This is a genomic window from Verminephrobacter eiseniae EF01-2 (assembly GCF_000015565.1).
Lineage (GTDB): Bacteria > Pseudomonadota > Gammaproteobacteria > Burkholderiales > Burkholderiaceae_C > Acidovorax > Acidovorax eiseniae.
Genome location: NC_008786.1, coordinates 5,172,409 through 5,195,908 on the forward strand (window position 1 = coordinate 5,172,409; position 23,500 = coordinate 5,195,908).

Sequence of the window (23,500 nt, forward strand, 5' to 3'; positions counted from 1 at the left end):
GCCTGTCGAACTTTGCCTTGCGCATGAGGATTCCATGAACTCCCGCTCCCTCTTTCCCCGTCCCGAGAACGAGCCGACGTGCAACTACGCGGAAGGCACCGACGCACTGACGAAACTCCGGACGCATCTCGCCGACCGCACCGTGGTCGAGATCCCCGCGGTCGTGGGCGGCAAGAAGATCTTCTCGGACGACGTCGAAATCATCCATGCGCCGCACGACCGCAGCCGCGTCCTGGCCCGCGTACATCGGCCGAGCCAAGCGCAAGTGGACGACGCGATCCGCAGCAACCTCGAGGCCGCGCACGATTGGTCGCGCATGGACTTCGCCGACCGGGCTGCCATCATGCATCGCGCCGCCGGCATCGTGCGCGGGCGGCTGCGCCACCGCATCAACGCGGCGACCATGCTGGGCCAGAGCAAGACCCTCGACGAGGCCGAGGCCGACAGCGCCTGCGAGCTGATCGACTTCCTGCACTTCAACACCTTCAACGCGCAGCAGATCGTGACGGACCAGCCGCTGTCGGTGCAGGACGCGCAGAACCGCTGCGACTGGCGTCCGCTCGAAGGCTTCGTCTACGCGGTGTCGCCCTTCAACTTCACGGCGATCGGCACCAACCTCAGCTGCGCACCGGCGCTCATGGGCAACACGGTGCTGTGGAAACCGTCGAACAAGTCGACCTGGTCCAACTACCTGTTCTTCGAAGCGCTCGAGGAAGCCGGCCTGCCGCCGGGCGTCATCAACTTCGTGCCTGGCGAGGCCTCGCTCGTCACCGACGCGGTGTTCGCATCACGGCACTTCGCGGGTCTGCACTTCACGGGCTCGTCGGAGGTCTTCCGCTCGCTCTGGAAGCGCGCCGCCACAGGCATCGCCGCTTATCGCACCTTCCCCCGGATCGTCGGCGAGACCGGCGGCAAGGACTTCGTGCTCGTGCATCGCTCGGCCGATGCCCGCGAGGTCGCCGTCGCGCTGCTCAAGGGCTCATTCGGCTACCAGGGCCAGAAGTGCAGCGCCGCATCGCGCGCCTACATGCCCGCCAGCCTCTGGCCCAAGGTCAAGTCGATCCTGTGCGACCTGATGGCGCAGGTGCGCATCGGCGACGTGGCCGACGTGTCCACCTTCATGGGCGCCGTGATCGACCAGAACTCGTATCGCCGTCTGGGCGATGCGCTCGGTGCCGCCAAGGCCGATTCGCAGGTCAAGGTGGTGGCGGGCGGCACCTTCCAGGACGAGGTCGGCTATTTCGTGCAGCCGACCGTGCTGCAGGTCGAGGACCCGAGCCATCGGCTCATGAAGGACGAGTTGTTCGGGCCGGTGCTGTCGGTGTTCGAGTACCCCGATTCGGCCTGGACCGAAGTGCTGGAGGCGGTCGACTCGGTATCCGACTATGCGCTGACCGGCTCGATCTTCTGCACCGACCGTGCCGCGCTCAAGCAGGCGCAGGACGCGCTACTGCATGCGGCCGGCAACCTCTACCTCAACGACAAGCCGACGGGCGCGATCGTGGGCCAGCAGCCCTTCGGCGGAGGCCGTGCGAGCGGTACCAACGACAAGGCCGGTTCGTGGATGAACCTGCTGCGCTGGACCTCGCCGCGCGTGGTCAAGGAAACCTACGCGCCGCCGCGCGGTCTCTGAGGCTTCGCCGCTTCGAGCAGACGGGCCCTTTGGGGCCCTTTGCATTTCTGGCGCTCTCGCACTCAGGGAAAATACGCATGGCGCCAGCGCGCCGATGACTGCGATTGGTGCGTCTCCACCCCAATTCGGGTCGGATTGATCAAGGCCCCTGATGCAGATGATCATAGCGGCAGATGCTGAAAGAGCGACGTCGTTCGCCACTTATGTTCGGCGCATCGAGACGGAATCGCCTGCGCTTGGCCGGAACTTCCACCACCGACCTCAGCCCATCGACCACCCATGAACGTGACCCACAAGTACGCCGGCATCCTCACCGCGGTCCCCACGCCGCTGACTTCGGACCTGCAGGTTGACACCCGCCCGTTGAGCGCCCACGTGCGCCGCATGGTCGAGGCGGGAAGCCGCGGCATCGTGCCGCTGGGCGGGACCGGCGAGTACACCTCGCTGTCGTTCGACCAGCGCCTGTCGGTGGTCGAGGCCTCGCTCGAAGCCGCCAGCGGCGCGACCGCCGTCATCCCCGGCATCCTGTCGCCGGGCATCGGCGACGCGATCGACAACGCCAAGGCCTTCGTCCGGGCGGGCGCGAAGGCGTTGATGGTCGTCACGCCCTACTACTTCAGGCCGACGCAGGACGGCATCGTCGAGTACTTCGAGCGCTTCTCGAACGAGGTTGACGCCGACATCATCCTCTACGAGATTCCCTACCGCACCGGCGTGTCGCTGAACTTCCAGACCGTGGACCGGCTGGCAGGCCTGACGCGCGTGGTCGGCATCAAGGCCTGCAATCCCGATCTCGCGCAGCAGATGCGCGTGGCCGAACTCGCGGCTTCCAAGATCGCGATCCTCACAGGCGAGGAAGACGTCATGCCGTTGCACGTCGCGATGGGCGCGGTCGGCGCGGTCATCACCAGCTCCAACCTGCTGCCTCGCCAATGGGACCGCGTGCTCGAGCTCGGCCTCGCCGGCAAGCTGCAGGAGTCGATCGCCCTGCATGCCACGCTGCGTCCGCTCATCGACGCGGTCTTCGCCGAACCCAATCCCGCGCCCATGAAGGCCGCGATGGACTTCCTCGGCTGGGGCATGGGCTGCGACGTCCTGCCACCGATGAAGCAGGCCAGCGCGAAGATCAAGGAGCGCATCGCCCAGGTGCTCCCGCCGCTGCGCGATCGCGAATAACCCGTTTCCGTCAACCCTCTCAAGGTGGTCATGATGTCTTCTCCTATTCCTACGAATCACGGTCGTCGCAAGTTCCTGCAGACCACGGGCGCAGCGGCCGCATCGGCAGCGATCGGTCTGCCGATGCTGGCCACGCCGCGCCGTGCATCCGCCGCCGAGAAGCTGGTCGTCGTCAGCTGGGGCGGCAACTACCGCACCGCCGTGGAAGAGGCGCTCGTGCGCCCCTTCGAGAAGGAATTCGGCGTCGCCGTTACGCTGGTCGACACGCCGGACCTCGCTAAAGTCAAGGCGCAGGTCATGACCAAGAACGTCGAATGGGACGTCTTCGACGCGGTCGGCCCGATGGCCATGACCGGATCGAAGGCCGGCTACTGGGAGACGCTGGACCCGGCGCTCTTCGACCGCAACGATCTGGTCGCACCGATGACCAAGGAAGCCGTGCCCTTCTACGGCTTCACCGGCGGCATCTTCTGGGATGCCAAGAAGTTCCCGGAAGGCAAGGCACCGCAAACCTTCGCCGACTACTTTGACGTGACGAAATTCCCCGGCAAGCGCACGCTGCGCAACCGCGCGAGCGAGACGCTCGAGATCGCGCTGTTGGCCGACGGCGTGGCGCCGGACAAGATGTACCCGCTCGACGTTCCGCGTGCCTTCAAGGCCCTTGAGCGCATCAAGCCGCACATCGCGAAGTGGGTCGACCAGACGCCGCAGACCACGTCGCTGGTCGAAACCGGCGAAGTGGACTACAGCTACACCTACGCGACCCGCGCCAAGGCATCGCAGGAGTCGGGCAAGCCGACGCAGTTCTCCTTCAAGCAGAACCTGATCGGCCTCGAGTACCTGGTCGTGCTCAAAGGCGCGCCGAACAAGGCGAACGCGATGAAGTACGTCCAGTTCGCGCTGCGTCCCGACCGCCAGGCCGCGCTGATGGACCTGCACGGCAATACGCCGGCGAGCAAGAAGGCGCGCGCGCTGATGAAGCCCGGGGTGAGCAAGTGGCTGTCCGACCCGCAGAACAAGAACAACCTGCTGAGCAACGACGCCTGGTGGGCCGACCACTACGACGAACTCACGCTGAAGTTCAAAGAGTGGGTCCTGAGCTGATCGACCGATGAACGCGCGCAAAGAGGGCTGGATCTACGTCGGTCCCGCCACCCTGTTCCTCTTCCTGGTGATGCTGGTCCCGCTCGCGTACGTCGCGTACACGAGCGTGACCAACGCCGGCGGAGACTTCAGCCTGGCTTCCTACCATCGGTTGTTCTCCAGTGACCTCTTCAAGCGGACACTGGGAACCACCTTCCAGATCAGCATCCTCGCATCGCTGTGCAGCCTCGCGCTGGGCTATCCGATCGCGCTGCATCTGGCACGGCAGACGCCCCGCATGCGCGCGATCTACATGGTCCTGGTGCTGGTGCCCTTCTGGACCAGCATCCTCGTCAAGAGCTACGCCTTCACCGTGCTGCTGGGGCGCGCGGGGCTGGTCAACCAGCTCCTGTCTTTCGTGTCGGGCAGCACGGTGCAGCTGCCGATGCTCTTCAACCGATTCGGCGTGATGGTCGGCATGACGAACTACCTGATTCCCTTCATCGTCTTCCCCGTGCTCGCCAGCCTGCTCGCGATCGACAAGTCGCTGTACCGCGCCTCGGAGATCATGGGCGCGAAGCCGCCCCGCATCTTCTTTCGGATCACCCTGCCGCTGAGCCTGCCAGGCGTCGCAGCGGGCGTGCTAAGCACCACCGTCATGTCGATGGGCTTCTTCGTCATTCCCGCGCTGCTCGGCGGACGCCAGGACGTGATGATGTCGAACCTCGTCGACTTCTACACCCGCGAGACGATGGACTGGAACATGGCGTCGGCCATCGGCGTCATCCTGCTGGGCATCGTCACGCTGGCCGCCATCCTCGCCGACCAGGCGAAGCGGTTCGGCAGCCGCCCCGGGGTGCCGGCATGAGCACATCGGCATCGCGCGGCGTGATCGATCGCCAGGGCAACTTCTACGGCGGCGTGCGCAACCTGCTGGCCGTCTTCGTCTACGCGTTCATCTTGGTACCGACGCTGATCGTTATCCCGATCTCCTTCGGCGGGTCGGGCGAGCTGTCCTTTCCGCCGCGGGTCTGGACCCTCGACCTCTACGGCCAGCTCTTCTCGTCCACGCCATGGATGGCGTCGATCCTGCAGAGCCTGAAGGTCGCGGTCATCACAACGATCGTGTCGATGCTGATCGGCATCCCGGCCTCGTACGGCCTGGTGCGCTTCGAGTTCCCCGGCAAGAAGCTGGTCATGCTGCTGCTGATGAGCCCGATCCTCGTGCCCGTCATTGTGATCTCGCTCGGTCTGTACCTTTACCTGTCGCGACTCCAGGTCGTCGGCACGACCATCGGCCTCGTGGCGAGCCATACCGCCTACGTCGTGCCGTTCATGATGATGACCGTGATGGCAGGCGTGCGAAAGCTCGACCCCGCGCTGGAGTTCGCGGCGACCATCATGGGCGCCAGCCGCTCGACCGTGTTCTTCAAGGTCGTGCTGCCGCAGCTCAAGCCGTCGCTCCTGGCGGGCGCGCTGTTCGCGTTCCTGGTCTCGTTCGACGAGGTCGTGATCGCCTGGTTCCTGACCAGCCCGTCGACCACCACGCTGCCCGTCAAGATGTACAGCAGCATCCAGTGGGACATTTCCCCCGTGATTGCCGCGGTCTCCGCGTTGCTCACGGCCCTGTCGTTCGTCTTCTGCTGCATCTCCGTCTTGTTCCAGCCGGCGGCGCCGAGCGACGGCAATCCCTGACACCATGAATGCCAGCACCCAAGAACGTCGAAACATAATGAAGATGATCAGTCCGACTCCCGACGACGCCATGATCGTCTTCGACGGCGTGAGCAAGTCGTACAACGGCGCCGTCGCGCTGCACGAGACCGCACTCGCCGTGCGCCGCGGCGAGTTCCTGAGCCTTCTCGGCCCGAGCGGGTCGGGCAAGAGCACGATCCTGAACATCATCGCCGGCGCGATCGCGCCGAGTTCCGGACGCATCTTCCTGAACGGCGCCGACGTCTCGACGGTGCCGCCGCGCGAGCGCCAGCTCGGCATGGTGTTCCAGAACTACGCGCTGCTGCCGCACCTCAACGTCTACGACAACATCGCGTTCCCGCTGCGGATCCGCGGCGCGAGCAACGCCGAGATCAAGCAGAAGGTCGGCGATGCGCTCGAGCGCGTCAGCCTGGTCGGCTACGAGAAGCGCAAGCCGCGCGAGATGTCGGGCGGCCAGCAGCAGCGCGTCGGCATCGCGCGCTGCATCGTCTACTCGCCTTCGGTCATCCTGATGGACGAGCCGCTGGGCGCGCTCGACAAGAAGCTGCGCGACCAGCTGCAGGGTGAGATCAAGAAGCTGCACCGCGACCTCGGCACGACACTCGTCTACGTCACGCACGACCAGGAGGAAGCGCTGAACCTGTCGGACCGCGTCTGTCTCATGAACGGCGGCCGGATCGCGCAGCTCGGCACGCCGGACGAGCTCTATTTCGAGCCGGTCGACGAGTTCGTCGCCGACTTCGTGGGCGAGTCGAACCTGTTCGCGGGCGTGCTGCGCGACGATTATCAGGTCGAGCTCGACGGCGGTTGGCTGCTGCGCGTCCGCAGCGCGCAAGGCTTCCTGCCGGGCGAGCGCGTGAAGGTGATGGTGCGGCCGGAGAAGGTCGAGGTGGCCGCGCCGGGAGATGCGTCGGACGCCCATCCGAACCGATGCGTCGGCACGGTGAACCAGATCTCCTTCGTCGGCGGCATGACGCGCTTCGAGGTCAGGCTGGCGGACGGCCGCACGGTGCTGGTCAAGGGCATCTCGGACCGCGCCGCGGATCGCATCGAGGTCGGCGCGTCGCTCGCGCTGCGCTGGGCCGCGCACAATACCGTCGTGATCAAGGCGAACCAGGGATGAGCGACAACGAACTGCTGCAAGGACTGCGCGCCATCGTCGGCGAGAACGGCGCCACCGAGGCACCCGACGCGCTCGCGCCGCATCTGGTCGACTGGCGCAAGCGCCATGTCGGCGTGGCCGATGCCATCGTCTTCCCGCGCACGACCGAACAGGTAGCCGACGTGCTGCGCTTCTGCGCGGCGCATGCGATCCGCGTCTTTCCGCAAGGCGGCAACACCAGCGTGTGCGGCGGCTCCGTGCCGGCGACCGAGGGCCGCAACATCGTGCTCGCGCTCGGCAAGATGAACCGAATCCTCGACCTCAATCCGCGCAACAACTCGATGACGGTGCAGGCCGGCTGCGTGCTCGCCGACCTGCAGGAAGCGGCGTCGAAGGTCGACCGCCTGTTCCCGCTGTCGCTGGGCGCCGAAGGCTCGTGCCAGATCGGCGGCAACATCGCGACCAACGCCGGCGGCACGAACGTCGTCCGCTTCGGCAACACGCGCGACCTGGTGCTGGGCCTCGAGGTCGTGCTGCCCGACGGCCAGATCTGGAACGGTATCCGGACGCTTCGCAAGAACAACAGCGGCTACGACCTGAAGAATCTCTTCATCGGCGCCGAGGGAACGCTGGGCGTGGTCACCGCGGCCGCGCTGAAGCTCTTCCCCAAGCCGAAGTCCGTCGCGGCGGCGCTGATGGGTTTCGAGACCGTCGACGCGGCCGTCGACGAAGGCATTCGGCTGCAAGGGCTCTTTCCGGGCGAACTGGTCGGGCTCGAGCTGATCTCGCGCTCGGAATTCGAGATCTCGCTGCGCCACGGCCATGAGCTTCGCAACCCGTTTCCCGACGGCGTGCCGCCGTGGCTCGTGCTCGTGGAGCTGGCCTCGTCGAGCGTCGGCGACGCGCTGACCGCGCAATTGCAGGACGCGCTCGAAGCGGCGTACGAATCGGGCGCCTGCCAGGAAGTGGTGGTCGCGACCTCGGATCAGCATCGCAACGAGTTCTGGCGGATCCGCCACAACGTGACCGAGGCGAACGGCCGCGAAGGCATGGGCCTGACGCACGACATCGCGGTGCCGATCTACACGATCCCGGCCTTCATGGAGCGCGCCGCGGCCGCGCTCGCGACGCACTATCCGCAGGCGACGCAGGTCGTGGTCGGCCACATGGGCGACGGCAACCTGCACTACATCGCGATGTTCTCGCATGCGATCTGGGCCGAGGTCGCGGACAAGGCCGCGTTCCAGCGCGACCTGAGCCATCGGCTCTACGACATCGCGGCGGAACTGGGCGGCACCTTCAGCGCCGAGCACGGCATCGGGTCGCTGCACGTCGACGAGATGCGCGTCTACAAGAACCGGGTCGAGATCGAGCTCATGCAGAAGATCAAGTCGCTGGTCGATCCGCAGGACATGATGAATCCGGGACGCGTGCTGCCGTCCTGAAGCATCAGGCAGCTTCGGCTGCCTGACGCCCGGCGACGCATCAGATCGTCGTCGTCAGTTCCGGCACGGCCACGAACAGATCGGCCACCAGTCCGTAGTCGGCCACCGAGAAGATCGGTGCCTCCTCGTCCTTGTTGATCGCCACGATCACCTTCGAGTCCTTCATGCCCGCCAGATGCTGGATCGCGCCCGAGATCCCCGCGGCGATGTACAGCTGCGGCGCCACGATCTTGCCCGTCTGGCCCACTTGCCAGTCGTTCGGTGCGTAGCCTGCGTCCACTGCAGCGCGGCTCGCGCCCAGCCCCGCGTTCAGCTTGTCCGCCAATGGGGTCATCACTTCGGTGAACTTCTCGGCGCTACCGAGCGCACGTCCGCCGGAGACGATGATCTTCGCGGCCGTCAGCTCCGGACGGTCGTTCTTGGCGATCTCCGCACCGACGAAGGCGCTCTTGCCCGAGTCGGCCACGCCTTCGGCGTTCTCGACCGTCGCGCTGCCGCCGGTCGCGGTCGCCGCGTCGAAGCCGGTCGTGCGCACCGTGATCACCTTCGTCGCGTCCGCGCTCTGCACCGTCGCAATCGCGTTGCCCGCGTAGATTGGACGCTCGAAGGTGTCGGCACTGATGACCTTGGTGATGTCGCTGATCTGCGCCACGTCGAGCTTGGCCGCCACGCGCGGTGCGACGTTCTTGCCGCCCGCGGTCGAGGGGAAGAGGATGTGGCTGTAGTTGCCCGCGATCGTCAGCACCTGCGCGGCGACGTTCTCGGCCAGGTTGTGCGCCAAACTCGGGCTGTCGGCGACGATCACCTTGGCCACGCCCGCGATCTGCGCGGCGGCCTTGCCGGCTTCGGCCGCGTTGGCGCCCGCCACCAGCACGTGCACTTCGCCGCCGCAGGCGATGGCCGCGGTCACGGTGTTCAGGGTCGCGGGCTTGATGCTCGCGTGGTCGTGTTCTGCGATTACCAGTGCAGCCATGTCAGATCACCTTCGCTTCGTTCTTGAGTTTTTCAACGAGAGCGGCCACATCGGCCACCTTGATGCCCTCTCCTCGCTTGGGCGGCTCGCTGACCTTCAGGGTCTTCAGGCGCGGCTTGACGTCCACGCCCAGGTCCTCGGGCTTGAAGACGTCGAGCTGCTTCTTCTTGGCCTTCATGATGTTGGGCAAGGTAACGTAGCGCGGCTCGTTCAGGCGCAGGTCGGTCGTGATGACCGCGGGCAGCGACAGTGAAATGGTTTCGAGGCCGCCGTCGATCTCGCGCGTGACCTTGACCTTGTCACCGTCGACCTCGACCTTGCTGGCGAAGGTGGCTTGCGGCAGGTCGGCCAGTGCAGCCAGCATCTGGCCGGTCTGATTGGCGTCGTCGTCGATGGCTTGCTTGCCGAGGATGATGAGCGAGGGTTGCTCCTTGTCGACCAGCGCCTTCAAGAGCTTGGTGACGGCCAGCGGCTGCAGCGCTTCACGGGGACCAGAATCTTCATGTTCGTACCAGTTAGTGAATCAATCTGTAGAGGCCGCTTCAGGACCTCGGCTTCGCGGCGAGCTGCTTCAGCGCATCGCCCAGCATCGTCTCGAGCAGCGACCGCACCTTCTCCGCAACGTCCGGGCGGTAGTCGAAAGGCGGCTCCTCGTTCATGTAGAGGTGCTGGCACATCTCGAGCTGGATGGCATGCATGCCTTGCTCCGGCCGGCCGAAGTGCCGCGTGATGTAGCCGCCCTTGAAGCGGCCGTTGACGACCTGCGTGAAGCCGCCGCCGGTGCGTTCGACACCGCCGAGCGCGGCCGCGAGGACGTCGGGCGCGCAGCTCTGGCCGTCGTTGGTGCCGAAGTTCAGGTCCGGCAGCTCGCCCTCGAAGAGTCGCGGGAGCACGGTTGCGATCGAGTGCGCTTCCCAGAGCAGCACCTGACCGTGAATCGAACGAAGCCGATCGAGCTCCGCACGCAACGCATCGTGGTATGGCTGCCAGTACGCCTCGCGGCGCCGTTCGATCTCCGCCGCGTCGGGCTCGCGACCGGCGCGGTACAGCGACTCGCCGCGGAAGGTCTCGGTCGGGCAGAGGCCGGTCGTGGTCTGGCCCGGATACAAGCTGACGCCGTCCGGCGCGCGGTTGACATCGATTGCATAGCGCGACAGCCGCGCGCCGAGCATCGAGGCGCCCATGTCCCGCGCGAAACCATAGAGCGTTTCGAGATGCCAGTCGGTGTCGCGCAGCATGAGGCCGACGTCGCTGAGTCCGGACCGGACTTCGGCCGGCAGCTCGGTTCCGCGATGCGGAATCGAGATCAGCAGCGGGATGCGGCCGCGGTGAAGATGGAAAACGTCGGAATCCATGCGGCGGTGAAGAAGAAGTTGCGGGCCGGATGATGGACTTCGCGCCGGCCGACCGCGCTCAGCTTCACGCTCGCTGATGCTAATGATCAGCCGACGAGATGACCGCGCCGCATCGAAGGTTCGCGCCTACGCTTGCCGCCATCCATTTACTTCCATCAGGACACAGAGATGCGCAGCTTTGACGCAATCGTCGTGGGTGCCGGCGTCATCGGGACCTCGGTTGCCTATCACCTGGCCCGGCTTGGTTGCACGAAGGTGCTGGTCCTGAACCGCACGCAGATCGGCGCCGGCACGACCTCGCAGTCCAGCGGCATCCTGCGCACGCACTATTCGGTGATCGAGAACGTCCGGCTCGCGCAAGCATCCTGGCGCGTCTTCAACGACTTCGCGAACTATCTCGGCGACGAAGAGGCCTCCGCCGGCATGGTGAAGTCGGGTTACCTCATCGCGGCGCCCGACGGCGCCAAGCTGGACGCGTTGCGTTCGGCGCTCGATGCACAGCGCGCGCTGGGGATCGAAGTGCGGGAGCTTGACGCGCAGCAAGCGTCTTCGTTGCTCCCGATCGCGCGCTTCGACGATGCGGCGCTGATCGGCTACGAGCCGGAAGCGGGCTTCGCCGACGCCTACCTGGTTGCGACCGGCTTCGCGCGCGCCGCGCGCCGCCTGGGAGTGAAGATCATGGAAGGCGTCGAGGTGAACAGCCTGCGCATGGAAGAAGGCCGCGTCGTCGGCGTCGAAACCTCGCAAGGCGACTTCTCAGCGCCCGTGGTCGTGAGCGCACAGAACATCTGGGCCAAGGACATCGAGCGCTGGACCGGTATCGAACAACCGGTGAAGGCAGAGCGCCACGCGGTGTTGGCGCTCGAAGGACCTCAGCCCTACACCTTCCAGATGCCGGTCTACAAGGACCTGGGCTCGCCCGGAATGCTCTATTGCCGCAGCTACGGCGGCAACCAGATGCTGGTGAGCGAAGGCATTGTCGGCGACAAGTTGGACTCGCCGGACAACGAGCAGGGCGACATCAGCATGGACTACATGGTGGAGGTTGGCGCCCAGGTCGCCGATCGCTTCCCGAGCTACGAGACCGCCGGCGTCGCGTCGTCGTGGACTGGCGCCTACGACGTCACGCCCGACTGGAACCCGGTGCTGGGCCGACTGCAGGACGTGCCCGGCCTCGTGGTCGGCTACGGCTTCTCAGGCCATGGCTTCAAGCTGTCGCCGGCCGTCGGGCTGGTGCTGGCGCAGTCCGCGCTGGGACTGCAGACCGAAATCGACATCACGCCCTATGCGCTCGAGCGGTTCCGCAACGGCGGCCTGCTGACCGGCAAGTACGGGCTCGGCGCCGTCTCCTGAGCCGTGCGGCGATTCAGCCTCGACCGGTGTCCGCCGACACCCTGGCGCAACGGCGGCGGATTGACGCGGGAGATCGCGAGGGGTGCGAGCCGTCCCGCGACGGCGAACGAATGGGACTGGCGCCTGAGCGTCGCATCGATCACGGCCAGCGGCCCGTTCTCCACCTTCGCCGGCGTCGATCGCGTCGCGGCGCTGGTGGACTGCGCAAGGCGAGGTGCACGACTTCCAAGGCGACGATGAATTCTTCTGTCGCCTCGCCGCACCGTGCGTATTTCAGGCCATCGTAGACGGTCGTTTCAGATGAACGTAGACGGCATTTCAGGCGAGCGTGGACGCTGTTTCAAATGATCGTGGACGGCGTTTCACGTTGATCGTGGACGATTCAGGCGCGCGGGAGTGATCCGACCGCGGGCATAGGCCCACCGCTTTTTTTGCGGACCAGACCTATGTCCACTCCGAGGATCACGATGCGCCAGATACGACAAGTTCTTCGCCTGCACCTGGATGCAGGCCTTCCCTATGCGAAGGTCGCCCGCGCGCTTGGCCTGCCGAAGTCCGCCGTGGGCAAGTTCGCACTGCTGGCGCGCGCCGCCGGCGTCGATTGGGCTGTTGCTCAGACGCTCACCGACCAAGAGCTCGAAGCCCGGCTGTACCGCTCGGCGGTGCCGCGTGCGGCGCACCACCTGGAACCCGACTACGCGCTCATCCACCAGGAGCTCAAGCGCCCCGGCGTCACGCTGCAGCTGCTCTGGAAGGAGTACGCCCAGGCCAACGCGCTGGCCTACAAGTACACCAGCTTTTGCATCAAGTACCGCGCCTGGGCGCTGGGCCTGAAGCGCTCGATGCGACAGACCCACATCGCCGGCGACAAGCTCTTCGTCGACTACGACGGCGACACCGTGCCGATCGTGGACGCGGCCACCGGCGAGATTCGCCAGGCACAGATCTTTGTGGCGGCCCTGGGTGCCTCCAGCTACACCTATGCCTGCGCCACCATGACGCAGACGGCGCCCGACTGGGTCGCCTCGATCATGAACGCGCTGGAGTTCATCGGCGGCGTGCCGCGGCTGGTGGTGCCCGACCAGCCACGCGCCGTCGTCGCACGGCCCGACCGCTACGAGCCCGGCCTGGGCCGCCTGGTCGAGGAGTTCTGCGATCACTACAGCGTGGCGATGCTCCCGGCACGCCCGGCGCGCCCGAAGGACAAGCCCAAGGTCGAAGTCGCGGTGCAAATCGTCCAGCGATGGATTCTCGCGCGGCTTCGCAACCGCCGCTTCTTCAGCCTGGGCGAGCTCAACTGCGCTCTCGCCGACTTGCTGGCCGATCTGAACCAGCGCCCCTTCAAGAAGCTGCCAGGCTGCCGACGCGAGGCCTTCGAGAAGTTGGACAAGCCGGCGCTGCGTGCGCTGCCGCCCGCGCGCATGCCCATCGTGCGCTTCAAGAGCGCCCGCGTGAACATTGACTATCACGTCGACCTCGGCGGCCACTACTACAGCGTGCCGCACCGACTGGTGCGCACCACGGTGGAGTTGCGCATCGCCGGCGCGACGCTGGAGATCTTCGCCGGCCAGCAGCGCGTGGCCGTGCACCCGGTGAGCACTGCCAAGGGCAAGCACTCGACTATCTCCGAGCACATGCCGGCCTCGCACCGCGCCCATCTGGAGTGGACGCCGGCCAAGCTCATTGCCTGGGGCGAGCGCATCGGCGTGGGGTGCGCTGCGCTCGTGCGCTGGCAGATGGACAACCGCCCGCACCCGGGGCAAGGCTACCGCTGCTGCCTGGGCCTGCAGCGCCTGGCGCGCCAGCACGGCCACGAACGCCTGGAAGCCGCGTGCACGCGGGCGATGGCCATCCATTCGCCGATCTACCGCAGCGTCAACTCGATTCTGGCCAGCGGCACGGACCGCCAGCCACTGCCGGCCCAGTCGACCCAGACCTCGCTGCCGCTGCACGAGAACGTGCGTGGCCCTGATTACTACCACTGAAGGAGAACCTGTGATCCCTGCCCACACCCTGGACCAACTCAAGGCGCTGCGCCTGGACGGCATGGTGGCTGCGTTGAGCGACCAAGCCATCAGCAGTGCGGCGGCCGAGCTCGGCTTCGAGCAGCGCCTGAGCCTGCTCGTGCAGCGCGAGATCGACTGGCGCGATGACAAGCGTCTGACGCGCCTGCTCAAGTGCGCCAGGCTCAAGGTCAGCAGCGCCAGCATCGAAGACATCCTCTGGCGCGACTCGCACAACTTGGATCGCAACCTGATCACGTCGCTGGCCGGCTGCGACTGGGTGCGTCATTCGCGCACGGTCCTTCTGACCGGTGCCACCGGCACGGGCAGAACCTGGCTCAGTTGCGCGCTGGCCCGGCAGGCCGCGCGTTGCGGCTTCCCACTCCACGATCACGCTGAAACGCCGTCCACGATCGCTGAACTACGCACCATGCATCGTGGCGCAAGGTGCGCCCACCTCCGGTTGCACTCGATGACGCCGCAGGCCGCAATCTGCTGACGCAGTGGGATGCGACTGGCTTCGACATGCCCAACGACCCCTGCTGAAACCTCCCGCAGCGGCGGGTGTGCAAGGCACGCGTCTTGCGGACTGCTCGCAGGCTCAGACGGTACCCAGGCCATCTCCCGAAAGAATCACATCGGCTGCGCATTGAATATCCATCGCGAGGCCGTTTCTTGCGGCCAGGCCATCGTGCGCGCGCAAACCGTCCAGCATCGCGCGGTGCGCACGCACCGACGGAGGATTCGCAAGCCGACTCGACCCGTTGCGGATGTCCAGATTCAGTACCGGGCCGATGCGCAGCCACAACCCTTCGATGAGGGTTAGCAACGTGGGCATGCCAGCCGCCTCGTAAGCCCCGAAATGAAATTGCTTGTTGATCTGGATGATCCGGTTCACGTCGGGCGTCGCAAGCCGCCGCTCTGTGCGAAACGCCTTCTCCAACTCCGCTAGCCGCGCCAACTGCGCGTCCGTGATCAAACTGGCGGCCGTCTGCACGGCCAGCCCCTCCACGGCAATCCGGATGGTGACCAGTTCCTGGAAACGTGTGCGCGTCATGACGGGGACGCCCACGGACTTGTTGGGAAGTATCTCCAGCGCACCTTCGGCCGCCAGTTTCTGAACCGCTTCCCGGATCGGCATTGCACTGGTGCCAAGCGCGCTGGCCATCCCTGCCAGCGTGAGCCGCTCCCCAGGCTGTACTTGGCCCGAAATGATGCGCTCCCGCAGGTCCTCATACACCCGGGCTGACAGGGTGAGGTGAACGAGGGGCTGCATCTTCTCCAATGTCATAGGACTTTCTTCACATCCGCAATGTGGGCTTGCGCTGCGCAGTCGGCGTGCGCCTTGGAGCAGCGGCGCGCGCCGTGTTTTCACCAGGATTTTCCCTGAATTCTCAGATGAATTTTGCGCTATGGGTTGCACTATCAAATCCAGAGTAATATATTTGATCACATCGATCATTCATGCAACCCGGAGACAACCATGACCCAGCGCTCTTTTCCGCCCCTGCAGCCGCAGGCATCGTCGACCCGCGCGCCATCCACGAGCCGTCGCCGTCTGATGACTGGTTCGGCTGCGATGGCAGGCGTTGCCGCGCTGGAGGTCCTCGGATTTCCATCCATCGTCTACGCGCAATCGGACAAGATCCGGATCGGTCACCTGACGCCGCGCACCGGCTTTCTCGGCCCGCTGGGTGAATATGCAGTGATGGGCATCTCGCTCGCTGTGGAGGAGATCAATGCCACCGGCGGCGTGCTGGGTCGGCCGTTGGAATTGATCGCCGAGGATTCGGTCAATCCGTCTACGGCTTCGTCGAAAGCGCAGCGACTGCTGGAGCGCGACGGCGCGGTAGTGTTGATCGGCGAGATCTCCTCAGCCTCGGGCCTGGCCATTTCCCAGGTGGCAACCCGCAATCGACGCATCTTCGTGAACACCGGCTGCAATTCGGACGAGCTGCGCGGCAAGAACTGCAGCCGCTACATGTTCCACGTCGAGGCCGCCAACACCACATACGTGAAGGCCTGCGGCGGCGCGCTGCTGCGCGACAACATGATCAAAGGCAAGAAGCTGTTCGGACTGACGGCCGACTATGCGTTCGGCCACGACCTGCTGAAGGCGGCCAAGCGCTTCGTGACGGCCAACGGCGGCAGCTTCGTACAGGACGAATTGGTCGCCACCGATGCCACCGACTTCAGCCCTTATCTTCTGAAGATCCGCCAAGCGAAACCCGATGTGGTGGTCTCCAACCTGTCGGGCAACCAGATCACCAACTTCATCAAGCAGTACGCGGAGTTCGGCCTACCCTATCCGATCGCCGGCTTCGCGCTGGACACGGCGCTGGCCTGGGGCGCCGGCGCCGACAACTTCGCCGGCATCTGGCCCCTGACCTGGCACCACGAGGTGCCGGCCCCAGCGGCCCAGGCATTCGTGGCAGCCTTCGTCAAGAAGTACGGCAGGCCGCCGGAGAACCAGGCCTGGGGCGAATACGTGGCCCTCAAGGCCATGGTGCAGGCGATGGCCGAGACCAAGGGCACCGATCCGGCCAAGATGATCGAGTACTTCGAGAAGGGCGCGCCGATCGAAGTGCTCAAGGCCCGCAAGGGCAGTTTCCGAGCCTGGGACCACCAGTTGCTGCAGGAGATGTATACCGTCCGCCCCAAGCCGAAGACCCAGGTCAAGGACAAGTGGGGCTTCATGGCTGTGGATGCGGCCGTGCCGGCTGCCAGTGCTGCGCTAGAGACCCTGGCGCCCACGCGTGAAGAGAACGCCTGCACGTTGTAGCCGTCCCCGCCGCTCGCGGGTGGGCAGCCCGCGCCTTCCGCGCAGTACCCACCAACGGCGGGCTCGCCGGGGCATCGGTCGCATTGCGCATGCCTGGAATCTCCATGGAACTCGTCTTTCTGCTTGAACAAATACTCAACGGGCTGCTGGTCGGCGGCTACTACCTGCTGCTGGCGCTGGGTTTGTCACTGATCTTCAGCCTGGGCGGCATCGTCAACCTGTCGCACGGCGCCTTCTATGCCATCGGTGCGTACCTCGCTGTGGAGCTCACCAAGCACCTCGGCTTCGCCGGCGCGTTGGTGCTGTCGCCGCTGCTGGTGGGCTTGCTGGGCGTGCTGTTCGAGCGCTTCCTGCTGCGCCGCTTCTACTCGGCCGATCCGATCCTGGGCCTGCTGCTGACCTTCGGCCTGGCGATGGTGGCCGAGCAGGTGATCCGGATGGTCTGGGGCGCAGCGCCGCTGCCGGCGTCGATCCCGCCAGCGTTCAAGGGCCAGGTGGTGATCGGCGACTTCCTGTACTCGCGCTACCGCCTGCTGATGCTGGGAGTCGTCATCGCGGCCCTGGTCGGCATCTGGCTGCTGCTCAACAAGACCGCGTTCGGCCGCGTCGTGCGCGCCGGGGTGCAGAAACCGGACATGGTGGCCGTGCTGGGCATCCGGCTGCAGCCCTACATGACGGCCATCGTGGTGCTGGGCGTGGGGCTGGCGGCGCTGGCGGGCGTGCTGTTCGCTCCGATCTCCGGCGTGCACCCGGCGATGGGCGCCGAGATCATGACGGCGGCCTTCGTGGTGGTGGTCATCGGTGGCCTGGGCAGTTTCTGGGGCGTGGTGATCGCGGCGCTGCTGGTCGGCGTGGTGCGCGGCGTGACCATCCATTTCTACCCGCCCGCAGGAGAGGCATCGATGTACCTGCTGATGCTGCTGGTGTTGATGTTCCGCCCGCGCGGCCTGCTGGGCGAGCGCATCGAGCGCTTCGACTGAGACTCGCGAGGAAACGCACCGTGAATCCCAACTACCGCCCGCTGTGGATCGGCGCCATCGCTTTGGTCGTCGCTCCCTTCCTGCTGCAGGCCCTGGGCCTGACGCTCACCTCCTCGACCGACGTGGTGATCTTCGCAATCGCCGCGATGGGCCTGAACCTCCTGGTGGGCTACACCGGCCTGACCTCGTTCGGCCACGGCGCCTGGTTCGGCATCGGCGCCTACGCCGCGGCGCTGTTCCAGAAGCACTGGCTACCGGGCCAGTTCGTGCTGCCGCTGCTGCTCGCGGTGCTGTTCATCGCCTGCGGCTCGACGGCCATCGGCTTGCTGATCCTGCGCCGGCGAGGCGTGTATTTCTCTCTGCTCACGCTGGCCCTGTCGGCCTTGACCTTTGCGATCGCCTTCCGCTGGACCGCCCTCACGGGCGGCGAATCCGGCCTGGGCGGCGTGGTGCGCCCCGCCATCGGCCCTGTGAACCTGGACGATCCGCTGGCTTACCTGGTCCTGGTCAGCCTCATTGGCTGGGGCGTGCTCTACCTGCTGCTGCGCGTAGTGCGCTCGCCGTTCGGCCACACGGTGGTGGCGATCCGCGAGAACGAGCAGCGCGCCACCTTCCAGGGCTACGACACGAGCCGCTACAAGCTGACCATGTTCGTGCTGTCGGCCACTGTGACCGGACTGGCCGGTGCGCTGATGGTGTTCCACCACCGCTTCGCATCGGCGGAGCCAACCTCGGTGGCGTTCTCCGGCGAACTGCTGGCCATGGTAGTGATGGGCGGTATGCGCAGCTTCCTCGGGCCGGCACTGGGCGCGCTGTTCTACATGCTGTTCCGCGAGTTCCTCTCGATCTGGACCGGCAACTGGCTGCTCTGGTTCGGGCTCGCCTTCGTCGGCTTCATCCTGTTCTCGCCGACCGGGCTGGTGGGCGTCTGGAGCCGCCTGACACGGCGCTGGCAGCCTCCGTTGGAAGTGGGCGCAGCCATGGGCCAGCGCCAGATCTTCGAAGGGCTGCCGCTGCCGGGCTTCCTGCGGCCCAAGGCGCAAGAAGGACTGGTGCTGGAAGTGCGCGACGTCGCCAAACGCTTCGGCGGAATCCATGCCGTCGAGTCCGCGAGCTTGACGCTGCACGCGGGCCAGATCCACGCGCTGATCGGCCCCAATGGCGCAGGCAAGACCACCACCTTCAACCTGATCTCCGGGATGTTCGCGCCCAGCAACGGCTCGGTACGCCTGCACGGCCATGAGATCCAGGGCCTGGCGCCGCAGCAGATCTGCCAGCAGGGCCTGGCACGCTCGTTCCAGATCACCAACCTGTTCCGCGGCCTGTCGATCTACGAGAACCTGCGCCTGTCGCTGCAGGCGCGGCACCCCGCGCGCTTCAACATGTGGCGCGACATCGACCGCTACCCCGAGATTCATGCCGAAACGGGCGAGCTGATGAAATTCCTCGGCCTGCAGGGCATCGAGCAGATCGAAGGCGGCGCGCTATCGTATGGCGGCCAGCGCCTGGTCGATCTGGGCATCGCGCTGGGCTCCAAGCCGCAGGTACTGCTGATGGACGAACCACTGGCCGGCTTGGCCGCTGCCGAGCGCGAGCGGGTGTCGCACCTGGTCAAGACCATCGCCAGCAACATCCCGGTGCTGATCGTCGAGCACGACATCGACCGCGTGCTGGGCTTGTCGCAGCAAGTCACGGTCATGAACCAAGGCAGCGTGTTGATGACCGGCACGCCGGCCGAGGCCCGTGCCGACCAACGCGTCCAGGAGATCTACACCGGCACGGGCACGCCGCCCGTCACCGGACGCGTCGCCGGCGATGCGCAGGACCGGCCGCAGTTGCTGCGCTTCGAGGCGGTGAACGCTTTCTATGGCAAGAGCCACATCCTCGATGACGCCACGCTGGAGGTGCGCGAAGGCGAGATCGTCGCACTGCTGGGGCGCAACGGCGCGGGCAAGTCGACGCTGCTCAAGACCCTCACCGGCTTGCTCAAGCCGGCGTCGGGACGCATCGAGTACGCCGGGCGCGACATTGCCGGCTTGTCGGCGCCCGACATCGCGCGCATGGGCATCGGCTATGTGCCGCAGGGGCGCGGCCTGTTCTCGGGCATGACGGTGGCGGAGAACCTCTCGCTCGGCCGGCTGGCGCGCAAGACCGATGGCAGCACGGGCACGGTGTGGAGCGAAGAAAAAATCCTGCAGTACTTCCCGCGCCTGAAGGAGCGCCTGCACACCCACGCCGACTTCCTCTCGGGCGGCGAGCAACAGATGGTGGCCGTGGCGCGGGCGCTGTCGGGCAACGTGCGCCTGCTGCTGCTCGACGAGCCCTTCGAGGGTCTGGCGCCGGCCGTGGTGCAGGAGCTGTTCACAGTGTTCGACCGGCTGCGCAAGGAGGTGGCGATCGTCATCGTCGAGCACAACCTCGACCTGGTGCTGGCGCTGGCCGACCGCGTGTTCGCGTTGGAGCGCGGCGCTGTGTTCCACACCGGACCGGCCGCGCCGCTGCTGACCGATCTCACCTACCGCAAGCAAATTCTCTGGCTCTGAACCCACTTCGACAAAGGACTTCTCATGGACATCGGCCTCAACGGCAAGCGCGTGCTGGTCACCGCAGGCGCACAGGGCATCGGCCTGGCGATCACCGAGGCCTTCGTGGCCGCAGGCGCGCAGGTGCACATCTGCGACGTCGACGAGGGCTTCTTGGCCCAGGCGACGCGGCAACTGCCGCAGCTCTGCCACAGCCGCACCGACGTCTCCGACGCCGCCCAGGTCGATGCCATGTTCGCCGGCATCGCCGAGCGCTGGGGCAGGCTGGACGTGCTGGTCAACAACGCAGGCATCGCCGGCCCCACCTCCGCAGTGGAGGACACGGCGCTGGCCGACTGGGAGCAGACCATCGCCGTCAACCTGACCGGCCCCTTCCTCTGCACGCGGCGCGCCGTGCCGCTGCTCAAGGCGGCGGGCGGGGGCTCCATCGTCAACCTGTCGTCGGCGGCGGGTCGGCTGGGCTTTCCGCTGCGCACCCCGTATTCGGCATCCAAGTTCGGCGTCATCGGTCTGACGGAAAGCTGGGCCATGGAGCTGGGGCCCTCTCGCATCCGCGTCAACGCCATCCTGCCGGGCATCGTCGCCGGCGCGCGGCAGGAGCGCGTGATCGCCGCCAGGGCGGCCTCTTATGGCATCGACCATGAAGCGATGCGCGAGAGGCTGCTGTCCAAGGTGTCGCTGCGCAGCATGGTCACGGCGCAGGACATCGCCAACCAGATCGTTTTCATCTGCTCGCCGGCGGGCGCGACGATCAGCGGCCAAAGCCTTTCGGTGTGCGGCAACGTCGAACATCTGGGCTGAGCCGATGCAAGACCGCATTGCCATCGTCGGTGCCGGGCTCATCGGCCGCGCCTGGGCCATCGTGTTCGCGCGCGCCGGTTGCCAGGTGCGTCTGCACGACGCCGACCCGCACGCTCTGGCCGACTGCCAGCGCCTGCTGCTGGAGAACATCGGCGACCTCGCCGGGCATGGGTTGATCACGGAAGCCCCGGCGGCCGTGCTGGCCCGCATCAAACCGACCGCCAACCTGGCCGAGACGCTCGAAGACGCGGCGCTGGTGCAGGAGAACGTGCGCGAGACCCTGGAAGCCAAGCGCGCCATCTTCGCCGAGATGGATGCGCTGTCAGCACCCGATGCCATCTTGGCCAGTTCCACCTCGTGGCTCATGGCTTCGGAGTTCTCCGAAGGGCTGCCAGGGCGCCACCGGGTCATGGTCGGACACCCCGTCAATCCGCCCTATCTGATCCCATTGGTCGAGGTCGCGCCAGCGCCGTGGACGTCCGATGCCGCCGTGCAGCGCGCCCACGCGCTGTACCGCCAAGCCGGGCAGTCGCCCGTGCTGCTGCGCAAGGAGATCACCGGCTTCCTGCTGAACCGCATCCAGGGGGCGGTGCTCAACGAGGCGCTGAACCTCTACGCCGGCGGCTATGCCTCGGTGCAGGACTTGGACAAGGTGCTCAAGGACGGCCTGGGCCTGCGCTGGTCCTTCATGGGCCCATTCGAGACCATCGACCTGAACGCACCGGCCGGCCTGCTCGACTACGCCAGACGCTACGGCCCGACCTACCGCGACGTGGCGCGCGGCCAACAGCCCAACGACTGGGACGACGCGCTGGTGGCGCGCATCGATGCGGAACGCCGGGAAGCCTTGCCGGCCACCGAACTGGCCGCGCGTGCACGCTGGCGCGACAACCGCCTCATGGCCCTGGTCGCGCATCAGCGCACCCAAGCACGCGACGCCGATTGACCCATCCATCCACCCCTTCCAACCGGAGCACCCCGTGCGCAAATCCAACAAAGTCATCATCACCTGTGCCGTCACCGGCGCCATCCATACGCCGTCCATGTCACCCCACCTGCCCATCACCGGGCCGGAAATCGCCGAAGCTGCCATCGGTGCTGCCGAGGCCGGCGCGGCCATCGTGCACCTGCATGCGCGCAAACTCGAGGATGGTTCGCCCTCGCAGGACCCCGAGTTGTTCAAGGCTTTCCTGCCGCAGATCAAGGCGGCCAGCGACGTAGTGATCAACATCACCACCGGCGGCGCGCCAACCATGCTGGTGACGGAGCGCCTGGTGCCGGTGCACACCTTCAAGCCCGAAGTCGCGTCGCTGAACATGGGCTCGATGAATTTCGGCCTGTACGGCATGCTCGGGCGCTTCAAGGACTTCAAGTACGACTGGGAACGACCCTACCTGGCCAACAGCGACGACCGCGTGTTCAAGAACACCTTCAAGGACATCGCCCACATCCTGGAAAGCTGCGCCAGCAACGGCACCCGTTTCGAGATCGAGTGCTACGACATCGGACACCTCTACACCGCCGCGCATTTCATCGACCGCGGACTGATCGAGCCGCCCTTCCTGATCCAGTCGGTGTTCGGCCTGCTCGGCGGCATCGGGCCGCACCCGGAGGACGTGCTGCACATGAAACGCACAGCCGATCGCTTGTTCGGCGACGACTACGTCTGGTCGGTTCTCGGCGCGGGCCGCAACCAGATGCCAATCGCCTCGCAGTCGTTAGCCATGGGTGGCAACGTGCGCGTCGGCCTCGAAGATTCGCTGTGGGACGGCCCAGGGCGGCTCGCCAAATCCAATGCCGACCAGGTCAAGCGCGCGCGATCTCTCGTTGAAGGGCTCAGCCTGGAGGTAGCGACCCCGCAACAGGCGCGGCAGATGCTGGGACTGAAGGGACGGGACAACGTTAACTTTTGAGCCCCCAACGGCTGGGCTCTGCCCAGCCCTCCACGGGATCTGCATGACGGCGGCAATGCTTGACCGATTGCTGCACCACGCCCACATCGTGCAGATCACCGGCGAGAGCTTCAGGCTGAAGGACAAGCGCAAGGCCGGCCAGGCAGCAAGGAGGATGGCCGCATTGAAACCCGTCGCTGCACGGCAGTGGGCGATCTGGATTGGCTGGCTACCCTGGGGCTCAAGGAACGCTGGAAGAAGATCACTTCGGTGGCCTGTATCGACTCCAGCCGCGTGATCGGCAGCAAGACCGAGACAGATCGGCGCTATGTGATCAGTTCACTGCCCGCCGACAGTGAGCGCATTTTGCACGCTGTGCGCATGCACTGGGACATTGAAAATGGCTTGCACTGGTGCCTGGATGTGACCTTTGGAGAGGACGCCTGCCCCATCCGGCTACGCAATGCCGCACTCGACTTCTCATTGCTGCGCCGTGCCGCCATGAACCTGTTTCGTGCTGACCACTCTCGCGCCATGGGCCTGCCAAAAAAACGCAAGGCCGCTGCCTGGAACCCGGACTACCTCGCCAATATCCTTCATCTGCGGGAAATTTGATGCTCCGGCCCTGGGAAAACCGGGCGATCCCGTGCATTTCCGCGTTGC

19 protein-coding genes and 4 pseudogenes are annotated in these 23,500 nt (G+C 66.0%); 19 read left to right on the forward strand and 4 right to left on the reverse strand.

The genetic code is table 11. The features are described 5' to 3' along the window. Positions 1–34 precede the first annotated feature (34 nt). The 7 genes from pruA to VEIS_RS22710 all read left to right on the forward strand — a co-directional run bounded on the left by pruA (position 35) and on the right by VEIS_RS22710 (position 8,155). Positions 35–1,633: an L-glutamate gamma-semialdehyde dehydrogenase gene (pruA, locus tag VEIS_RS22680; protein WP_011812363.1), complete on the forward strand. Its 1,599-nt coding sequence runs from the start codon at positions 35–37 to the stop codon at positions 1,631–1,633. A gap of 279 nt (positions 1,634–1,912) precedes the next feature. Further along, positions 1,913–2,809 (forward strand): 4-hydroxy-tetrahydrodipicolinate synthase, encoded by an 897-nt coding sequence (gene dapA, locus VEIS_RS22685; protein WP_011812364.1) that lies wholly within the window; start codon positions 1,913–1,915, stop codon positions 2,807–2,809. A 33-nt stretch (positions 2,810–2,842) separates the two neighbouring features. Next, positions 2,843–3,913, forward strand: a complete 1,071-nt coding sequence (locus VEIS_RS22690) for an ABC transporter substrate-binding protein (protein WP_011812365.1) — start codon at positions 2,843–2,845, stop codon at positions 3,911–3,913. Positions 3,914–3,920: 7 nt separating this feature from the next. Further along, entirely contained in the window at positions 3,921–4,760 is an 840-nt protein-coding gene (locus tag VEIS_RS22695; RefSeq protein WP_011812366.1) for an ABC transporter permease, read from the forward strand. Next, a complete protein-coding gene (locus tag VEIS_RS22700) occupies positions 4,757–5,587 on the forward strand; it encodes an ABC transporter permease (RefSeq protein ID WP_011812367.1) in 831 nt (276 codons plus the stop codon). The genes VEIS_RS22695 and VEIS_RS22700 overlap by 4 nt, the downstream gene beginning before the upstream one ends. A 37-nt stretch (positions 5,588–5,624) precedes the next feature. Next, the gene (locus tag VEIS_RS22705) at positions 5,625–6,731 is read left to right on the forward strand and encodes an ABC transporter ATP-binding protein (protein ID WP_232287783.1); all 1,107 of its coding nucleotides are present in this window, start codon (positions 5,625–5,627) and stop codon (positions 6,729–6,731) included. Further along, positions 6,728–8,155, forward strand: coding sequence for an FAD-binding oxidoreductase (locus VEIS_RS22710; RefSeq protein ID WP_011812369.1), 1,428 nt, complete (start codon positions 6,728–6,730; stop codon positions 8,153–8,155). Before VEIS_RS22705 ends, VEIS_RS22710 begins: the two co-directional genes overlap by 4 nt. A 40-nt stretch (positions 8,156–8,195) precedes the next feature. On the opposite strand, the gene VEIS_RS22715 is transcribed toward VEIS_RS22710, so the two are convergent. The 3 genes and pseudogenes from VEIS_RS22715 to hutG all read right to left on the reverse strand — a co-directional run bounded on the left by VEIS_RS22715 (position 8,196) and on the right by hutG (position 10,483). Continuing rightward, positions 8,196–9,128: an electron transfer flavoprotein subunit alpha/FixB family protein gene (locus VEIS_RS22715; RefSeq protein ID WP_011812370.1), complete on the reverse strand. Its 933-nt coding sequence runs from the start codon at positions 9,126–9,128 to the stop codon at positions 8,196–8,198. Between the two features lies 1 nt (position 9,129). Then, positions 9,130–9,606 (reverse strand): annotated as a pseudogene (locus tag VEIS_RS22720) (electron transfer flavoprotein subunit beta/FixA family protein); the annotation flags it as partial. A 64-nt stretch (positions 9,607–9,670) separates the two neighbouring features. Next, positions 9,671–10,483, reverse strand: a complete 813-nt coding sequence (gene hutG, locus VEIS_RS22725; RefSeq protein WP_011812372.1) for an N-formylglutamate deformylase — start codon at positions 10,481–10,483, stop codon at positions 9,671–9,673. A 168-nt stretch (positions 10,484–10,651) separates the two neighbouring features. On the opposite strand from hutG, the gene VEIS_RS22730 reads away from it, so the two are divergent. The 4 genes and pseudogenes from VEIS_RS22730 to VEIS_RS22740 form a co-directional block, all read left to right on the forward strand. After that, complete coding sequence (locus tag VEIS_RS22730; protein WP_011812373.1) at positions 10,652–11,836, forward strand: NAD(P)/FAD-dependent oxidoreductase; 1,185 nt, start codon at positions 10,652–10,654, stop codon at positions 11,834–11,836. 3 nt (positions 11,837–11,839) lie between these two features. Beyond that, positions 11,840–12,076 carry a HutD family protein gene (locus VEIS_RS27230; protein ID WP_083758698.1) on the forward strand — a complete coding sequence of 79 codons (237 nt, stop codon included), beginning with the start codon at positions 11,840–11,842 and terminating at the stop codon, positions 12,074–12,076. A gap of 206 nt (positions 12,077–12,282) precedes the next feature. Beyond that, complete coding sequence (istA, locus tag VEIS_RS22735) at positions 12,283–13,821, forward strand: IS21 family transposase (RefSeq protein WP_041950291.1); 1,539 nt, start codon at positions 12,283–12,285, stop codon at positions 13,819–13,821. Positions 13,822–13,831: 10 nt separating this feature from the next. Next, a pseudogene (locus VEIS_RS22740) lies at positions 13,832–14,275 on the forward strand (ATP-binding protein); the annotation flags it as partial. A gap of 165 nt (positions 14,276–14,440) precedes the next feature. Here the strand turns inward: VEIS_RS22740 and VEIS_RS22745 are convergent. Then, the gene (locus VEIS_RS22745) at positions 14,441–15,130 is read right to left on the reverse strand and encodes a GntR family transcriptional regulator (RefSeq protein WP_041950292.1); all 690 of its coding nucleotides are present in this window, start codon (positions 15,128–15,130) and stop codon (positions 14,441–14,443) included. Positions 15,131–15,322: 192 nt separating this feature from the next. On the opposite strand from VEIS_RS22745, the gene VEIS_RS22750 reads away from it, so the two are divergent. From VEIS_RS22750 to VEIS_RS22780, 8 genes and pseudogenes are all read left to right on the forward strand, one after another. Further along, the gene (locus VEIS_RS22750) at positions 15,323–16,621 is read left to right on the forward strand and encodes an ABC transporter substrate-binding protein (RefSeq protein WP_011812377.1); all 1,299 of its coding nucleotides are present in this window, start codon (positions 15,323–15,325) and stop codon (positions 16,619–16,621) included. Positions 16,622–16,725: 104 nt separating this feature from the next. Beyond that, positions 16,726–17,601: a branched-chain amino acid ABC transporter permease gene (locus tag VEIS_RS22755; protein WP_041950293.1), complete on the forward strand. Its 876-nt coding sequence runs from the start codon at positions 16,726–16,728 to the stop codon at positions 17,599–17,601. Positions 17,602–17,621: 20 nt separating this feature from the next. Further along, positions 17,622–20,144, forward strand: a complete 2,523-nt coding sequence (locus VEIS_RS22760) for a branched-chain amino acid ABC transporter ATP-binding protein/permease (protein WP_011812379.1) — start codon at positions 17,622–17,624, stop codon at positions 20,142–20,144. A gap of 24 nt (positions 20,145–20,168) precedes the next feature. Beyond that, positions 20,169–20,945 (forward strand): SDR family oxidoreductase, encoded by a 777-nt coding sequence (locus tag VEIS_RS22765; protein ID WP_011812380.1) that lies wholly within the window; start codon positions 20,169–20,171, stop codon positions 20,943–20,945. A 4-nt stretch (positions 20,946–20,949) separates the two neighbouring features. After that, complete coding sequence (locus VEIS_RS22770) at positions 20,950–21,891, forward strand: 3-hydroxyacyl-CoA dehydrogenase (RefSeq protein WP_011812381.1); 942 nt, start codon at positions 20,950–20,952, stop codon at positions 21,889–21,891. Between the two features lie 34 nt (positions 21,892–21,925). Next, positions 21,926–22,858 carry a BKACE family enzyme gene (locus VEIS_RS22775; protein WP_011812382.1) on the forward strand — a complete coding sequence of 311 codons (933 nt, stop codon included), beginning with the start codon at positions 21,926–21,928 and terminating at the stop codon, positions 22,856–22,858. A gap of 43 nt (positions 22,859–22,901) precedes the next feature. Then, positions 22,902–22,997, forward strand: a pseudogene (locus tag VEIS_RS30900) (ATP-binding protein); the annotation flags it as partial. Positions 22,998–23,017: 20 nt separating this feature from the next. Next, positions 23,018–23,452: pseudogene (locus VEIS_RS22780) on the forward strand (ISAs1 family transposase); the annotation flags it as partial. Between the last annotated feature and the right edge of the window lie 48 nt (positions 23,453–23,500).

Bases quoted from the DNA above. Each gene is read 5' to 3' on its own strand.
- VEIS_RS22690 (WP_011812365.1), top strand. From the start codon at position 2,843: ATGTCTTCTCCTATTCCTACGAATCACGGTCGTCGCAAGTTCCTGCAG.
- VEIS_RS22765 (WP_011812380.1), top strand. From the start codon at position 20,169: ATGGACATCGGCCTCAACGGCAAGCGCGTGCTGGTCACCGCAGGCGCA.
- VEIS_RS22755 (WP_041950293.1), top strand. From the start codon at position 16,726: ATGGAACTCGTCTTTCTGCTTGAACAAATACTCAACGGGCTGCTGGTC.
- VEIS_RS22700 (WP_011812367.1), top strand. From the start codon at position 4,757: ATGAGCACATCGGCATCGCGCGGCGTGATCGATCGCCAGGGCAACTTC.
- dapA (WP_011812364.1), top strand. From the start codon at position 1,913: ATGAACGTGACCCACAAGTACGCCGGCATCCTCACCGCGGTCCCCACG.
- hutG (WP_011812372.1), bottom strand. From the start codon at position 10,483: ATGGATTCCGACGTTTTCCATCTTCACCGCGGCCGCATCCCGCTGCTG.
- VEIS_RS22715 (WP_011812370.1), bottom strand. From the start codon at position 9,128: ATGGCTGCACTGGTAATCGCAGAACACGACCACGCGAGCATCAAGCCC.
- VEIS_RS22710 (WP_011812369.1), top strand. From the start codon at position 6,728: ATGAGCGACAACGAACTGCTGCAAGGACTGCGCGCCATCGTCGGCGAG.
- VEIS_RS22705 (WP_232287783.1), top strand. From the start codon at position 5,625: ATGAAGATGATCAGTCCGACTCCCGACGACGCCATGATCGTCTTCGAC.
- pruA (WP_011812363.1), top strand. From the start codon at position 35: ATGAACTCCCGCTCCCTCTTTCCCCGTCCCGAGAACGAGCCGACGTGC.
- VEIS_RS22695 (WP_011812366.1), top strand. From the start codon at position 3,921: ATGAACGCGCGCAAAGAGGGCTGGATCTACGTCGGTCCCGCCACCCTG.
- VEIS_RS22730 (WP_011812373.1), top strand. From the start codon at position 10,652: ATGCGCAGCTTTGACGCAATCGTCGTGGGTGCCGGCGTCATCGGGACC.
- VEIS_RS22770 (WP_011812381.1), top strand. From the start codon at position 20,950: ATGCAAGACCGCATTGCCATCGTCGGTGCCGGGCTCATCGGCCGCGCC.
- VEIS_RS22745 (WP_041950292.1), bottom strand. From the start codon at position 15,130: ATGACATTGGAGAAGATGCAGCCCCTCGTTCACCTCACCCTGTCAGCC.
- istA (WP_041950291.1), top strand. From the start codon at position 12,283: ATGTCCACTCCGAGGATCACGATGCGCCAGATACGACAAGTTCTTCGC.
- VEIS_RS22750 (WP_011812377.1), top strand. From the start codon at position 15,323: ATGACCCAGCGCTCTTTTCCGCCCCTGCAGCCGCAGGCATCGTCGACC.